The organism is Comamonas testosteroni TK102 (assembly GCF_000739375.1).
Classification (GTDB): domain Bacteria; phylum Pseudomonadota; class Gammaproteobacteria; order Burkholderiales; family Burkholderiaceae_C; genus Comamonas; species Comamonas brasiliensis.
Genome location: NZ_CP006704.1, coordinates 5597881 through 5613181 on the forward strand (window position 1 = coordinate 5597881; position 15301 = coordinate 5613181).

14 protein-coding genes and 1 pseudogene are annotated in these 15301 nt (G+C 62.0%); 6 read left to right on the forward strand and 9 right to left on the reverse strand.

Annotated features, from left to right (window positions below):
• Positions 1-94 precede the first annotated feature (94 nt).
• Positions 95-2272, reverse strand: a complete 2178-nt coding sequence (gene recG, locus O987_RS25385; protein ID WP_419177862.1) for an ATP-dependent DNA helicase RecG — start codon at positions 2270-2272, stop codon at positions 95-97.
• A 155-nt stretch (positions 2273-2427) separates the two neighbouring features.
• On the opposite strand from recG, the gene O987_RS25390 reads away from it, so the two are divergent.
• From O987_RS25390 to O987_RS25405, 4 genes are all read left to right on the forward strand, one after another.
• Entirely contained in the window at positions 2428-3639 is a 1212-nt protein-coding gene (locus O987_RS25390; RefSeq protein WP_043375526.1) for an HD-GYP domain-containing protein, read from the forward strand.
• Between the two features lie 87 nt (positions 3640-3726).
• Positions 3727-4815: a tRNA preQ1(34) S-adenosylmethionine ribosyltransferase-isomerase QueA gene (queA, locus tag O987_RS25395; RefSeq protein WP_003050455.1), complete on the forward strand. Its 1089-nt coding sequence runs from the start codon at positions 3727-3729 to the stop codon at positions 4813-4815.
• A 134-nt stretch (positions 4816-4949) separates the two neighbouring features.
• Positions 4950-5804, forward strand: a complete 855-nt coding sequence (locus O987_RS25400) for a Wzz/FepE/Etk N-terminal domain-containing protein (RefSeq protein ID WP_043375529.1) — start codon at positions 4950-4952, stop codon at positions 5802-5804.
• Between the two features lie 102 nt (positions 5805-5906).
• On the forward strand, positions 5907-6833 hold the full coding sequence (locus O987_RS25405) for a DMT family transporter (protein ID WP_232536063.1): 927 nt from the start codon (positions 5907-5909) through the stop codon (positions 6831-6833).
• A 21-nt stretch (positions 6834-6854) separates the two neighbouring features.
• Here the strand turns inward: O987_RS25405 and O987_RS25410 are convergent.
• A pseudogene (locus O987_RS25410) lies at positions 6855-7592 on the reverse strand (uracil-DNA glycosylase).
• A gap of 171 nt (positions 7593-7763) precedes the next feature.
• Here O987_RS25410 and O987_RS25415 point away from each other — a divergent pair.
• On the forward strand, positions 7764-8168 hold the full coding sequence (locus O987_RS25415) for a winged helix-turn-helix domain-containing protein (RefSeq protein WP_043376997.1): 405 nt from the start codon (positions 7764-7766) through the stop codon (positions 8166-8168).
• Between the two features lie 21 nt (positions 8169-8189).
• Here O987_RS25415 and trpC read toward each other — a convergent pair whose 3' ends face one another.
• The 6 genes from trpC to trpE form a co-directional block, all read right to left on the reverse strand.
• Positions 8190-8990 (reverse strand): indole-3-glycerol phosphate synthase TrpC, encoded by an 801-nt coding sequence (gene trpC, locus O987_RS25420; RefSeq protein ID WP_003050441.1) that lies wholly within the window; start codon positions 8988-8990, stop codon positions 8190-8192.
• A complete protein-coding gene (locus O987_RS29310) occupies positions 8983-9144 on the reverse strand; it encodes a hypothetical protein (RefSeq protein ID WP_003050438.1) in 162 nt (53 codons plus the stop codon). Before O987_RS29310 ends, trpC begins: the two co-directional genes overlap by 8 nt.
• Complete coding sequence (gene trpD, locus O987_RS25425; protein ID WP_144244974.1) at positions 9141-10184, reverse strand: anthranilate phosphoribosyltransferase; 1044 nt, start codon at positions 10182-10184, stop codon at positions 9141-9143. The genes O987_RS29310 and trpD overlap by 4 nt, the downstream gene beginning before the upstream one ends.
• A 111-nt stretch (positions 10185-10295) precedes the next feature.
• Positions 10296-10877, reverse strand: coding sequence for an anthranilate synthase component II (locus O987_RS25430; protein WP_019043149.1), 582 nt, complete (start codon positions 10875-10877; stop codon positions 10296-10298).
• Positions 10878-10881: 4 nt separating this feature from the next.
• On the reverse strand, positions 10882-11211 hold the full coding sequence (locus tag O987_RS25435; RefSeq protein ID WP_003060763.1) for a chorismate mutase: 330 nt from the start codon (positions 11209-11211) through the stop codon (positions 10882-10884).
• A gap of 167 nt (positions 11212-11378) precedes the next feature.
• Positions 11379-12878, reverse strand: a complete 1500-nt coding sequence (trpE, locus tag O987_RS25440) for an anthranilate synthase component I (protein ID WP_012840114.1) — start codon at positions 12876-12878, stop codon at positions 11379-11381.
• A 428-nt stretch (positions 12879-13306) separates the two neighbouring features.
• Here trpE and O987_RS25445 point away from each other — a divergent pair, with 428 nt between their 5' ends.
• Positions 13307-13912 (forward strand): chalcone isomerase family protein, encoded by a 606-nt coding sequence (locus O987_RS25445; protein WP_043377001.1) that lies wholly within the window; start codon positions 13307-13309, stop codon positions 13910-13912.
• A 1-nt stretch (position 13913) separates the two neighbouring features.
• Here O987_RS25445 and speE read toward each other — a convergent pair whose 3' ends face one another.
• On the reverse strand, positions 13914-15179 hold the full coding sequence (speE, locus tag O987_RS25450) for a polyamine aminopropyltransferase (protein WP_043375534.1): 1266 nt from the start codon (positions 15177-15179) through the stop codon (positions 13914-13916).
• Positions 15180-15301: the final 122 nt, after the last annotated feature.

Consider the following 15301-nt stretch of genomic DNA (forward strand, 5'->3'; position numbering starts at 1 on the left):
TTTTGCATTCAATCACATATTACCAAGGCAAAAGATTACATATATTCCTGCAAAAACGTAACTATTTACGTCTACAAACGCAATTTTCAGTACTTCAGGCCTTCAGATACTCGGCCTTGCCACCCAGCCAGCGGCTGACATGGCGTGCCGCCAGTGCAGGAAATTGCTCAAGCATAAGCGGTGCCAGCTCGCGCGCCCAGTCCAGCAGCAGCACATCCTGCTCCAGATCGGCAAAGCGCAACATGGGAGCGCCGGACTGCCGCGCGCCGAGGAACTCGCCCGGACCGCGAATCTCCAGATCCCGCCTCGCGATCTCGAAACCGTCATTCGTCTCGGCCATGGCCCGCAGGCGCTCCTTGCCGGTATCGGACAGGCGCCCGTTGTCATTGACCGAATACAGCAGCACGCAGGCCGAAGCCGCGGCGCCGCGCCCCACGCGGCCGCGCAGCTGGTGCAGCTGAGACAGGCCGAAGCGCTCCGAGTGCTCGATGACCATCAGCGAGGCATTGGGCACGTCCACACCGACTTCAATCACGGTGGTGGACACCAGCACACCCATGACGCCGGCCGAAAACAGCTCCATCACAGCCTTTTTCTCGGCCGTGGGCATGCGCGAGTGCAGCAGGCCCACCATGACCCCGGGCAGCGTTTCGCTCAAATATTCGTGGGTCGCCGTGGCATTCGACAGATCCAGCGCTTCGCTCTCCTCGATCAGCGGGCAGACCCAGTAGACCTGGCGCCCGCTGGCGACCTGGGCGCCGATGCGCTCGATCACCTCGTCCTTGCGGCTGTCCGAGATCAGCTTGGTGACGATGGGCGTGCGCCCGGGCGGCAGCTCGTCGATGGTGGAGACATCGAGGTCGGCGTAATAGCTCATGGCCAGCGTGCGCGGAATCGGCGTGGCGCTCATCATCAGCAAATGCGGCTCCATGCCCGTGGCTGCGAGCTTTTGCCGCAGCGCCAGACGCTGGGCCACGCCAAAGCGATGCTGCTCGTCGATCACGGCCAGGGCCAGGTTCTTGAACTGGACCTGCTCCTGAATCACGGCATGGGTGCCCACGACCAGCGCCGCCTCGCCGCTTTCCACCAGCGCCAGCATCGCGGCACGCTCCTTCTTTTTCTGGGCACCCGCCAGCCAGGCGACCTTTTTGCCCAGCGGCGCCAGAATCGGCTCCAGCCAGCCGACCAGCTTGCCAAAATGCTGCTCGGCCAGAATCTCGGTGGGCGCCATCAATGCGCACTGCCAGCCGGCCTCGATACAGGCCACGGCAGACAAGGCCGCCACCACCGTCTTGCCAGAGCCCACATCGCCCTGCAGCAAACGGTGCATGGGAATGCGGCGCTCCATATCGGCCCGAATCTCGCCCACCACGCGCTGCTGCGCCCCCGTCAGGCCAAACGGCAGCTGCGCCAGAAACTGCTGGGTCAGATCCGCCATCCCGGCCTGCGGCCTGAGCACGGGCGCGCGCAAGCGGGCGCGCTCGCGCTTGGCCTCGTACTGGGACAGTTGCTGGGCCAGCAGCTCTTCGGCCTTGAGCCTTTGCCAGGCAGGATGGGAATGGTCCTCCAGCGTGACCAGTGCCACATCGGGCGTTGGGTGATGCAGAAAAGTGAGCGCATTGCGCAAGTCATATGCGGGCTGAAGCCCATCCTGACCATAGAACTGCGCAATGGGAGGCGACTGCTCCGGAGGCAAGGTCTCGGACAGGTCGGCACGCAGCAGCGCCGAAGCAATGGCCCTGCGCAGATAGGCCTGGGGCAGGCTTGCGCTGGCGGGATAGACCGGAGTCAGCGCCGTGGGCAGCTCTCCGCCTGCCACCCGGAACGCGGGGTGCATCATCTGCCGTCCCCAGAAACCGCCCTTGACTTCGCCGCGGATGCGCAGGCGCGCGCCCGGCGCCATGGTCTTTTGCTGCGACGGGTAGAAACTGAAGAAGGTCAGCACACAGGTGCTGCTGCCATCATCCACGGTGACCTTGAGCATGCGTCGCGGACGCAGTTGCACCTCGCTGTGCGTGACCGTGGCTTCGATCTGCACCGTCTCGCCATCGCGCGCGTTCTTCAGCGGCACGATGCGGGTTTCGTCCTCATAGCGCAGCGGCAGGTGCAGAGCCAGGTCGATATCGCGTGTCAGCCCCATCTTCAATAGGGCCTGCTGCGCAGGGCTGAGGGTCTTTTTGGGAGCGGCATCCCGATCCGTGCCCGCCTTTTTTTCACGAGTGCCAGCGCGCTTGGCAGCAGACTTAGGCTCGGCAACAGGCTTTTTTGACACAGACAAATAGGACTCCTTGGCTACACTCCCCGCAACAGGGAAAGCAATGTATTTATATACAGCATATTCAGGTTTGCAAACAACTGCCCGCCAGCGCAAGAAATGCAAAATCGCTACCATTCCCAGCTTGTTACTTTGTGTTTCAGTAGAATTCCATGTTGAAGCGAGTTGATGTCGAGCACCTCCGCCCAGGAATGTTCGTGCACGAGTTCTGTGGCTCGTGGATGGAGCATCCCTTTTTGCGTGCCAGCCTCCTGCTCGAACAGCCCAGGGACCTGGAACGCCTGCTTGCCACCACCATCCGCCAGGTGTGGATAGACACCGGCAGAGGCGCCGACATCGCTCCCGACATCACGCCGGCCGAGGTCTGCGAGGCGCCAGACGATGAAGCGGCGCCGAGCTCGCCTGCACGGCTCACCAGAACCAGCGTGGAGTTGCAGCAGGCCCGCCAGATCATCGGGCAGGCGCGCGATGTGCTGAAGACCATGTTCAGGGACGTTCGCCTGGGCCGTCCGCTGGACCTGCCAGCCTCAGGCCAACTGGTCGACGAGATGGCGGAGTCGATCAAGCGCAACCCCCATGCTCTGATCAGCCTGGCGCGCCTGAAAACTGCGGACAACTACTCCTATATGCACAGCATCGCGGTATGCGCCCTGATGATAGGTCTGGCGCGCCGCATGGGCCTGGACGAACACCAGGTGCATCTGGCGGGCGTCGCGGGCCTGCTGCACGACATCGGCAAGAGCAAAGTGCCTCTGGACGTGCTCAACAAGCCAGGGGCGCTGGATGCCGAGGAATGGGTCATCATGAGGTCCCACCCTCGCTGGGGCTACGAACTCCTGCTGCCTCAGGGTCTGGATGATGCCGTCACCGATGCCTGCCTGCATCACCACGAAAAAGTCGACGGCACGGGCTATCCCGACGGCCTGAAGCAGGACGACATCAGTCTGATGGCGCGCATGACGGCCGTCTGCGATGTCTATGACGCCATCACCTCGGATCGCCCCTACAAGCAGGGCTGGCACCCGGCCATCGCGCTGCAGCGCATGGCGCAATGGGCGCCCCACCACTTCGACAAGGCCATCTTCGAGCAGTTTGTCCAGACAGTGGGCATCTACCCGCTGGGCTCGCTGGTGCGGCTGCAGTCTCAGCATCTTGCCGTGGTGCTGGATGTCTCGCCGAACTGCCTGCTGACTCCGAAGGTACGGCGCTTTTACTGCCTCAGCCAGCAGCGCCGCATCACGCCCGAGATTCTCGACCTGGCCTGCCCACATGCCAACGACAGCATTGTCGGGCGCGAAGACCCTGCCGACTGGCCCTTCAGGAATCTCAACGAGCTCTGGACCCCAGCTGCTGCTCAGCCCTGAAGCCGGCAGCCCTAATGGCGATTTGCGACAATCGCCCACTTGTTTGATTGAACTTGGAACGGGCCTCGTACGGCCCTCAAGCACCGCATGTCTTCCAGCACCCGTGAATTCACACTCAGCGATTTCGACTTCGACCTGCCCGAATCCCTGATTGCCCAGCATCCCACCGCCGTTCGCAGCGCCTCGCGCCTGCTTGATGGCCGCAGCCTTCCCGCCACCGACCGCATCTTCCGCGAACTGCCCGATCTGCTGCAGCCCGGCGACCTGCTGGTCTTCAACGACACCAAGGTCATCAAGGCACGCGTCTTCGGCGAAAAAGCCAGCGGCGGCAAGATCGAACTGCTGGTCGAGCGCGTGCTGCAGAACAACGAAGTCGTGGCCCACATGCGCGTGAGCAAGAAGCCCTTGCCCGGTGCCAAGATCCATCTTTGCGGCGGCCTCAGGAATGGCGGTTTCGAAGCCACGCTGCTGGGCCGCTGGCCGGACGAGAACGGGCCGCTGTTCCATCTTTCCTTCAAGGGCAACCAGGGCGAGTCGCCCTATGAATTGCTGGAGCAGTTCGGCCACCTGCCGCTGCCGCCCTATATCGAGCGCCAGCAGAACGCCGAGCATGATCCTGATGAAAAGGAAGACAGCGAGCGCTACCAGACCGTGTTCGCTGCCCACCCCGGCGCCGTGGCCGCACCCACCGCAGCCCTGCATTTCGACGAGACGGTGCTCGCCGCCCTGCAAGCCAAGGGCGTGGAGCGCGCCAGCGTCACCCTGCATGTGGGTGCCGGTACCTTCCAGCCCGTGAAGACCGAAAACCTTGCCGACCACACCATGCACAGCGAGTGGTACGACATTCCCCTGCCCACATTGGCCGCCATGGAGCGCTGCCGCCAGCGCGGCGGTCGCATCATTGCCGTGGGAACCACCACGGTGCGCACGCTGGAGTCCTGGGCCAAGTACGGCAATATCACCGGCGACACCAGCATCTTCATCACCCCGGGCTTTCAGTACCAGGTGGTGGACATGCTGATCACCAACTTCCATCTGCCCAAAAGCACGCTGATGATGCTGGTCAGCGCCTTTGCGGGCTACGAGCACATCATGGCCATGTACCAGCATGCGATTGCCCAGCACTACCGCTTCTTCAGCTATGGCGACTCCATGCTGCTGGAGCGCCAGCGCTGATCTGCAACATATTGGAGCCGCTGCGACGGATCCTGGCATAAGGCGTTACAGAAACACTGGGTCCAATCTTTTCTTAGTGGTAGATTTCATCGTTTTGTCAAAGTGCTTATTTATTTAGTCATTTAAAAAAATCAATGGAAGTTCAAACCCCACAAGATGAAGAGTTGGATCTGCTGGATCTGTTGGTCACTCTCGCGGAAAACTGGAAGATTCTGATTTTCGGTCCGCTGCTGGCGGGCATCGCAGCCTACGGCATCGGTCTGGTGATCCCCAAGACCTACGAAAGCAGCGCATCGGTTCAGGTGGAGCGTGCCGGCTCCAGCTTTACCGCCCCCATGGCCGCCAGCCTGGCCATGTCCGCAGACGTGCTGCACCAGATTGCTCCCGTGGCGGGCCTGGACGATGGCCTGACCAAGGAAGAGATCTATAAAAAGCTCAGCAAGCGCATCACGGTCAATGTCGGCAAGCAGGACAAGCTGCTGAATATTGCAACACAGGCCAAGTCGCCCGAAGCGGCTCAAAAGCTCAACCAGGCACTGCTGGACACCCTGTTTCCCCTGAGCAAGCCACGCGGTCTGGAAAAAAAGCAGCTCGAAGTGCAACTGGCTTCCGAGAAGACACGCCTGGAGGAGTCGCTCAAGCTTGAGCATGAAACTTCCGCCAATCTCTCCTCCGGCAAAAGTGTCACCGAAGCCACCAGCCGCCTCTATGGCGAACTGCTGACCGCCAACAGCAACCGCCAGAAGGGGATTCTGGACATGGAGCGTCGCCTCGGCGGTCTGGACAACGACGACGTGATCCAGATGCCAACCCTGCCCGAGCGCTCCATCAAGCCCAAGAAGCCCATGCTGGCCATTGGTGCGGCCGTGGGCACCGGTTTCCTGCTGCTGCTGTTTGTCTTCATCCGGCAGGCGCTTCGCACCGCCAAAGAGTCCTCGCCCGAGCAGGCCGAGAAAATTGCGCGCATTCGTAACGCCATGCCCTGGTAAGCCCCCCACCGCCCCCCTGCCCGCACCCGAGACAGTGCGGGCATTTTTTTGGGCGCCGCAACGCAGGCCGGACGCCTCACCCCCCTAGAATTTCTCGCTTCTTTGTCGCAAATCGCAACGGACATGCTACCCCGCTGGCTCTCTCCCACACTTTCCACGTCAGCGCAGTCTGCCATTCGCGGTGTTCTGCTCACCATATTCGCCTGTGCGCTGTTTGCAGTTCTGGATAGCGCCACCAAGTTCAGCGGCAAGCTGCTGCCGGTGCTCATGGTGCTGTGGCTGCGCTTCATGGCCCAGGCCCTTGTCACCAGCTTGCTGGTTTTGCCCCGGCATGGCCTGTCGGCACTGAAAACCCGGAACCTGAAGTTTCAGCTGCTGCGCGCGATCTCAGGGCTGTTGACCACGGTCTGCGCCTTTTTCTGCATACAGAACATGCCCCTGGCCAATTTCACGGCCATCTGGTCTGCAGCCCCGCTGTTCATCGTGGTCGCATCGGCACTCTTCTTCAAGGAACAGGTCAGCCCTGCACGCTGGTCACTGCTGGTGATCGGTCTGCTGGCCGTGATTGCCATTGTGCGGCCGGAAAATGACGGCCAGGCCCTGGGTCTGGCCGCCCTGTGGCCCGTGGGTCTGCTGATATCCGGCACCACCTACCAGGTACTGGGAAGCCGTCTGTCGCGCCTGGACTCGCCTCCGACCACCCAGCTTTACTCCACCTGGCTGCCGATACTGCTGACCACGCCGCTGGTCGGCCTGGTATGGCAGCCCATCGATCACTGGCAGATCTACGCGGCAGCGGCCGTGATGGGGCTTTGCAGCGGCATCGGCCACCTGATGCTGCTGCAGGCATACACCCACGCCACGCCTGCGACTGTCGCCCCGTTTCTCTACAGCCAGATCGGCTTCGCCATGCTGATGGGCTGGCTGTTTTTTGGACAGCTTCCCGACAGCACATCGCTGATCGGCATGGCGGTGGTGACGCTCAGCGGCCTGATGGGTGTCTGGCTGGGTATCCGGGAAAAACGCTGAGCCTCCCGCTGAGCGAGCCTCTCAATAGCCGTGCCTGAGCCTGAATTCCCTGGCCTTGCCGAAGTGTCCGTTACCGATAAAGGGCACGGGCGGCCTCAGGGCCGATAGCGGCGAAGGGTGGTTGCTCATCAGCACCAGATGGCCTCTATCCTGGGGAATGAACACCCGCTTGGACTGGGCATGCGAGCCCCAGAGCATGAAGACCGTGGGCCGCCCCTGCTCGGCCACTTGGCGAATGATGGCGTCGGTCAGCTCTTCCCAGCCCTTTTTGGCATGGCTTGCGGCCTACCCCTCTTCCACCGTCAGACTGGTGTTGAGCAGCAGCACGCCGTGCTGGGCCCAGCCCACCAGACTGCCGCCGGGCTGGGGAAAAGCCGGAAACGGCGTCCCCAGTTCGCGCTGCATTTCCTTGAAGATGTTCTGCAGCGAGGGCGGAACACGCACCCCCGGGGCGACCGAGAATGCCAGCCCCTCGGCCTGCCCGCGGCCGTGATAGGGGTCCTGCCCTAGGATCACGACCCGCACATCCTGCGATGCGGTCAGCTCCAGCGCCCTCAGAGGCTTGGGGGGAAAGATCACCGCACCGGCATCCAGCCTTTGCTGCAGGAACTGCAGCAGCTTCTGGCCGGTATTTCCCGCAAAAAAGGTGTCGACAACGGTTTGCCAACCTGACGAGACTGGCCAGTCCTGCGGATCTGCACTCGTCAACTGGGTAGGCGCTGCGGTGTTAGCAACTGTGCTCTGGCTGGTGAGGTTCATGCCTTGATTTTCTCAACTTCCACGACCGTCCCGAAGGAGTTCCTGCAGGCTTGGCTGCTATCGGGGACCCAAAATACCTGATTTCAGTGAGTGACACATTCTGACATTTTGCAAAAAATCGACTCCAACACAGCTGACCGCTCGGCAGCTCAGGCTCACAGGGAGTTTTTCATGCACACGTCTTCTGCCAGTCACTTGCCAGTCTCTGCCGCGCAGGCCTTCTTCTCCTGTGCCCGCCCGGCCTTCAGCCTCAACCCCCAGGGTTTCAGGTTTGCCGGCTGGGAGTTGCGCCTGCGCACGCGCAGCCTGATCAGCGCCGCCGGGCACGAAGTGGGGCTCACAAAGAGCGAGTTCGCACTGCTGCTGGCCCTGCTCAAGCGCCCCAAGCAAATCATGAGCCGTGAACAGATCATGGACATGACGCAGGCCGAAGACACGGTCTTCGACCGTGCCATCGACGTACAGATGCTGCGCCTGCGCCGCAAGGTGGAAACGTCGGGTCGCTCGCCCACGCTGCTCAAGACCAAGCGCGGCGCCGGCTATTTTCTGGATGCCGACGTGCAGGTGCTGCGCTGAACCTGCGCAGCCGCCTGCAGCTTACTGAAACAGCTGGGCCAGGGCCTCACCCGGCTCGCGGGCACGCATAAAGGCCTCTCCCACCAGGAAGGCATCAACGCCTGCCTCACGCAGGGTCTTCACGTCGTCCCGGCTCAGGATGCCGGACTCGGTCACCAGCAGGCGATCGGCGGGCACATCCTTCTTGAGCACAATCGTGGTCTGGATATCGACCTCGAAGCTGCGCAGATTGCGGTTGTTGATGCCCACCAGCGGCGTCTTGAGCTTGAGTGCACGCTGCAGTTCCTCGGCGTCATGCACTTCCACCAGCACATCCATGTCCAGACTGTGCGCAATCTGCTCCATCTCGGTCATCTGCGCATCGTCCAGGCAGGCGGCGATCAAGAGCACGCAGTCGGCGCCCATCACCCGCGATTCGTAGATCTGGTAGGGGTCGACCATGAAGTCCTTGCGCAGCACCGGCAGCAGCGTGCTCGCGCGGGCCTGCTTGAGATAGTCTGGTTGCCCCTGGAAGAACTGGCGATCGGTCAGCACCGACAGGCAGGCAGCACTGATCTTGCCGTCGCCCACCATGTAACTCTGGGCGATATCGGCAGGATCGAAATCGGCCCGAATCACGCCCTTGCTGGGGCTGGCCTTCTTGACTTCGGCGATCACGCCGGCCTGTCCCTTGGCGATCTTGGCACGGATGGCGCCTACGAAATCGCGCGTGGAGACACGGCTTTCCGCATCGCGGCGCATCTCGGCAAACGGCACGGCCTTCTTGGCAGCGGCAACTTCCTGGACCTTGACGTCGCAGATTTTCTTCAGAATGTCAGACATGGTTTTCCTTGTTGGTGGCGGCATCTGCCGGGACGCGCAATACCTTCATGATGACGCGGTGCATGCCTATGCCCACCACGATGAACAGCAGGCAGACGCCCAGCACGACCCAGGTGCCGGCATCGCTCCAGATGGGCGCATCCAGCAGGCTCATGCTGCTGCCTGGCCGAGCTTTTGCGAATAGGCCACCAGCTCCTGGAGCTTGGCCAGTGCCGCGCCGCTATCGATGGCCTTCTGCGCACGCTCCAGGCCCTCTTCGATCGAGCCGGCCACATTGGCCGCATACAGGGCAGCGCCGGAGTTGAGACAGACGATATCGCGTGCCGGGCCTTGGTCCCCCTGCAGCACGCCCATCAGCATGGCCTTGGACTCCTCGGGGTTCTCGACCTTGAGCGAGCGCGTACCCGCCATGCGCAGGCCAAAGTCCTCGGGATGGACTTCATACTCGCGCACCACGCCGTCCTTGAGCTCGCCGACCAGCGTGCCCGCGCCCAGGCTGATCTCATCCAGACCGTCACGGCCGTAGACGACCAGCGCATGCTCGGCGCCCAGGCGCTGCAGGGCACGCACCTGAATGCCGACCAGGTCTTCGTGGAACACGCCCATCAGGATATTGGGCGCGGATGCCGGGTTGGTAAGCGGGCCCAGGATGTTGAAGATGGTGCGCACGCCCAGTTCCTTGCGCACGGGGGCCACGTTCTTCATGGCAGGATGATGGTTGGGCGCAAACATGAAGCCTATGCCCACATCGCGTATGCAATCGGCTATTCGTGACGGGTTGAGGTTGATGTTGACGCCCAGCGCCTCCATGGCATCGGCGCTGCCCGACTTGCTGCTGACGCTGCGCCCGCCATGCTTACTCACCTTGCCGCCCGCCGCCGCAATCACAAAGATAGAGCAGGTGGAGATGTTGAAAGTGTTGGCGCCATCGCCGCCGGTGCCGACGATATCGACCAGATTCCTCTTGTCGTGCACGTTCACCTTGTTGGAGAACTCGCGCATCACCTCGGCCGCAGCCGAGATCTCGCCAATGGTTTCCTTCTTCACGCGCAGGCCGGTGATGATGGAGGCCGTCATCACCGGCGAGAGCTCGCCGCGCATGATCATGCGCATCAGATGCAGCATTTCGTCATGGAAGATTTCACGATGCTCGATGGTTCGCTGCAGCGCTTCCTGGGGAGTGATCATTGCAATACCTCACTATGCTTTTAGGAGCTGCTTGCGCATACCAAAAATTGATTTCCTATTGTTTTTATTCTGAAATCAAGCAGTGACAAGCGCTGGCAGCTATCAATAAATCAGCGGTTATTTCTGCTCGAGAAAGTTCTTCAGCATGGCATGGCCATGCTCGGTCAGAATGCTCTCGGGGTGGAACTGCACGCCCTCGATGGCCAGTTCGCGATGGCGCACCCCCTGGATTTCACCATCTTCGCTGGTCGCCGTGATTTCAAGGCACTCGGGCAGCGTGTTCCGGTCTATGACCAGAGAGTGATAGCGGTTGACCGTGAACTGTCTGGGCAGGTCGGCAAACACGCCCTTCTGGTCGGTGCTGATCACGCTGGTCTTGCCATGCATCTGCTGGCCAGCCCGGATGATGTCGCCGCCAAAGGCCGCGCCAATGCTCTGGTGCCCCAGGCAGACACCCAGAATCGGCAGCTTGCCCGCGAAATGCTTGATCGCCGCCACCGAGATGCCCGCCTCGTTGGGCGAGCAGGGGCCGGGCGAGATCACCAACCGCTCGATGCCTTCGCGCGCGATCAGCGCCTCGACTTCGGCCACCGTGGTTTCGTCATTGCGCACCACAGTCACCTGCGCGCCCAGCTCGCCAAAGTACTGGACGATGTTGTAGGTAAAGCTGTCGTAGTTATCGACCATCAGCAGTTTCATGGTCTTACTCCCCTGATTTCTTGGGTTCACGCAGACGCGCAAATTCCTGGTGTTCGTAGTCGATGCAGGCTTCCATCAGCGCACGATAGACGGTCTCCATCACATCGGGCTGGCCGCCCTCCTGCGCCGTGCGCTCACGCACGCGGCTGACGATGGCTTCGATGCGCGCCTCATCGCGCACCTGGCTTGCATCACCCTTGATGCGCGCTGCCTGCTGCATATAGCCGATGCGCGTGACCAGCAGCGGCACCAACACATCGTCGAGCGCATTCACGTTGCGGCGCACATCTTCCATGGTGGTGCAGTGCTGCACCTTCTCAATGGAACGATTCATTGCATTTCTCCATCGCGTGGCAGGTCAGTCACTGCACTTGAAGCTGTTGCATCGCCTTGCAGGAGAGGGCCAGCAAGGGCCGCCCCGCAGCGTGGGCTGCCCCAGCAAAGGCCGTCGTCCCCCCTTCAAGGGAGAAGGTGCGCAGCGCCTCAGGGAGTAGTCGTTTTTCATTCCAGACCTTCCTCAACCAGTTCTGCGGCGCGCAGCAGGGCGCGGGCCTTGTGCTCGGTCTCTCTCCATTCCAGCTCGGGCACGGAGTCGGCCACCACGCCGGCAGCGGCCTGCACATAGAGCACGTTGTCCTTGATGACGCCGGTACGGATCGCAATCGCCAGATCCATGTCGCCGGCAAAGCTCAGATAGCCGCAGGCACCGCCGTAGATGCCGCGCTTGCTGGGTTCGAGCCGGTCGATGACTTCCATGGCATGCACCTTGGGAGCCCCCGTCAATGTGCCGGCGGGGAAGGTGGCCTTGAAGACATCCATATTGTCCATGCCGTCCTGCAAGATGCCTTCCACATTGCTCACGATATGCATGACATGGCTGTAGCGCTCCACGGCAAAGGCCTCGGTCACCTTGACGCTGCCGGTCCTGGCAATGCGGCCGATATCGTTGCGTGCCAGATCGATCAGCATCACATGCTCGGCACGCTCCTTGGGGTCGGCGATCAGTTCCTGCTCGGTGGCCTTGTCGGCCTCCACCGTATTGCCGCGCGGACGGGTGCCGGCCAGGGGGCGGATCGTGACCTTCTGGCCGTCGGGCGTGCGCTCCTGGCGCACCAGAATCTCCGGGCTGGCCCCCACCACATGGAAATCTCCGAAATGGTAGAAGTACATATAGGGGCTGGGGTTGAGCGAGCGCAGCGCGCGGTACAGCGACAGCGGCGAGGCCGTGAAACGCTTGTGAATGCGCTGGCCTACCTGCACCTGCATGAAGTCGCCCGCCGCAATCAGCTCCTTGGCTTTTTGCACGGCGTCCAGATAGTCCTGCTTGTCGAAGCTGCGCTCTGCGGGATAGCTCTCGCCGGCACGGATCTGCGGCGCGCTGACCGAATAGCGCAGCTGGTCCTTGAGCTGGCGCAGGCGCTTCTTGGCGCGGGTATAGGCTTCGGCCTCGCCGGGGTTGGCGTAGACGATGAGGTAGAGCTTGCCCGAGAGGTTGTCGATGACGGCGACCTCTTCGCACTGCAGCAGCATGATGTCGGGGGTGCCCAGGCTGTCGGGCGGACAGCTGTTCTCCAGCTTTTTCTCGATATAGCGCACGGCGTCATAGCCGAAATAGCCGGCCAGACCGCCGCAAAAACGCGGCATGCCCGGCGTGACGGCCACCTTGAAGCGCTGCTGATAGGCCGCGATGAAGTCCAGCGGATTGCCGCCGGCTGTCTCCACCACCTTGCCATCGGTCACGACCTCGGTCCTGGCCTGGTCACCGAAGCCCGAGGCGCGCACAAAGCTGCGTGCCGGCAGGCCGATGAAGCTGTAGCGGCCGAAGCGCTCGCCGCCGACGACGGATTCCAGCAGAAAGCTGTACTTGCCGTCGCCATTGGCATGGGCCAGCTTGAGATAGAGGGACAGCGGAGTTTCGAGGTCGGCAAAGGCCTCGATCAGCAGCGGGATGCGGTTATAGCCTTGGGCCGCAAGCGATTTGAATTCCAGTTCCGTGATCACGAGAGAAGCTCCGGGAGTCATGGCGCATGGTGCATCTGCACAAGTTTGATTGCGAAGCAGATGACGCGTTTGAAGAGAGGATGCGCCGGTTCATTCCAATTGGCCCGAAGTATGCAACGCATGGGGCCGCGGGGTGCACGCCGGGCTCGTGCCGGGTGCTTCAGCAGTTCAGATGTGCAGGCTTACGCCAGGGCCAGGCTCCCCGGTCTCCACAACCTGCATTGAACGTGCGATGAATGAACATGATGCGGACAGTGTAGCGCATAGCGCCGACGCGCAAACAATGACGCTTCTATGCCGTGCAATGACTTCCATGCTGGGGACAGTCCTTATTGCGATGAAATCTGGCAGACACAAATATGCACGACCGTTCGCAATTCAAGGCCACCTGCAGAGCGGCCAGGAACAACCAACACGAGGAGACATTCATGCCCAGCTTACGTTGGCCACAGGCTTTGCTGCTGGCTGCAGCGCTTGCCAGCTTTGCCCTCCATGCTCAGGAGCGCCCGACTGAACCCGTCAAGTTGCATGGTGTGAACTACGCACCCAGCTTGCAGTTGCAGGGTCAGGCCCTGCAGCTCAACGGTGCAGGCACACGTTACAAGGCCGTTTTCAAGGTCTATACCGCCGGCCTGTATCTGGAAAAGCCGGCGCGCAGCCTGCAGGAAATCGCCGCCCTGCCCGGTCCCAAGCGCATCAGCGTGACCATGCTGCGCGATATCGACTCGGCCGAGCTGGGCAAGCTGTTCTCACGCGGCATGGAAGACAATATGGAGCGGGCAGCCTTCTCCAAGCTGATTCCAGGGGTGATGCGCATGAGCGAGATCTTCACCCAGCACAAAAAGCTGCTTGCAGGCGAGACCTTCATGGTGGACTGGCTGCCCGGCCAGGGCACCATCGTGACCGTCAAGGGCCAGCCACAGGGCGAGGCCTTCAAGGAGCCCGAATTCTTCAACGCCCTGCTCGGCATCTGGCTGGGCCCCAGGCCCGCCGATCAGCAGCTCAAGAAAGCGCTGCTGGGCGAGGCCGGCTGACTCACTTGAGCAGCTCGCGGTAATAGTTGGGCAGCGCAAACAGCGCGCCGTGCACCTGCTCGTTGTAATACTGCAGATCCCGCACCTTGCGCTGCCTGAGGCGTTCGGCCAGCTGCTGCGCCTTCGGCTCCAGCGGATCGAGCTCATCGGAGGCCACGGCCAGCCCCCAGTAAGCACCGTAAAGCGGAATGTAGAGGCCGTAGCAGCGCACCACGGCAAACTGCTGACGCAGGCTGCGCACCAGTTCAGCCACCTGCGGGCCGTGGAAGACGGGACTGCCCAGATGCAGCACCAGCGCGCCGCCCGGTGCCAGCACACGCTTCATGCATGCCAGCGAGTCAGGCGCATACAGGGCGCTGGCCGGGGTGTCTGGATCGGTCAGATCCATCAGCGCCAGATCGAAGCGCTCATCGGTTGCCTCCATCAGGGCCAGACCGTCGCCTATGCAGACCTCGACACGGACATCATCGAGCGCGCCGCGATGCACGGCTTGCAGATGCTGGCGCGAGAACTGCACCACGGCCTCGTCCAGCTCGGCCAGCACCACGCGCTCGATGCTCGGATGCTTGAGCAGCTCCTCCGCGGCCCCGCCATCGCCGCCTCCCAGAATCAAGGCCTTGCGCGGCGCGGGGTGGGCCATGGCGGCCGGATGCACCAGCGCCTCGTGATAGAAAAACTCCTCGCCCTCGAAGGTCATGAAGCAATCATCCAGACGCAGCACCTTGCCGAACTGCGGCGTCTGCAATAGATCCAGCTTCTGATACGGGGTCTGCCGCGTCTGCAGCGCCGTGGCGCGGTAACCAAAGCGCGCATGGGGCGTGAGCTGCTCCATGGCCCAGCCGGATTCGGGCCCGGGTGCAGGGTCCACGTCGTGGTCTGCCGGCTGCGCCATGCCGATGTCGCCGCGCATCAATTGCTGGCGCAACACCTTTCGGGGCGAGAAAGCGTCGATCACGCCGTCCATCAGCCTGCGGGCCTTGCCCGAGTTGTCGGCGGAGAAATTGCACACATAGACGTCGATGGTGACACTGCCCGTCTCGGGCCAGGTATGTATGGCCAGATGGGACTCCGCCAGCAGCACCGTACCCGTCACCCCGCCAGGCTGGCCTTCATAGGGCGGGAACTTTACCCAGGTGTCATCCACCAGGGTCAGCCCCGAGGCCGCAGTCTGTTCGCGGCAAAGCCCGGCGATGGCATCGGCATCGAGCATGTAGCGCTCGCAGCCTGCGCATTGGTAAAGGTCGGCAGTCAGGTGCAGTCCGTGCATGTGGCGCGAGTCCCCCTTCGTACTCTGCCGGCTGCAAGGCGATGCACGAGCCGGCATTGGTTCAAACAAAGCCGATGACTCTAGCAAATATGCTTATCCGCACTCTTTCTTGCCAGATATGC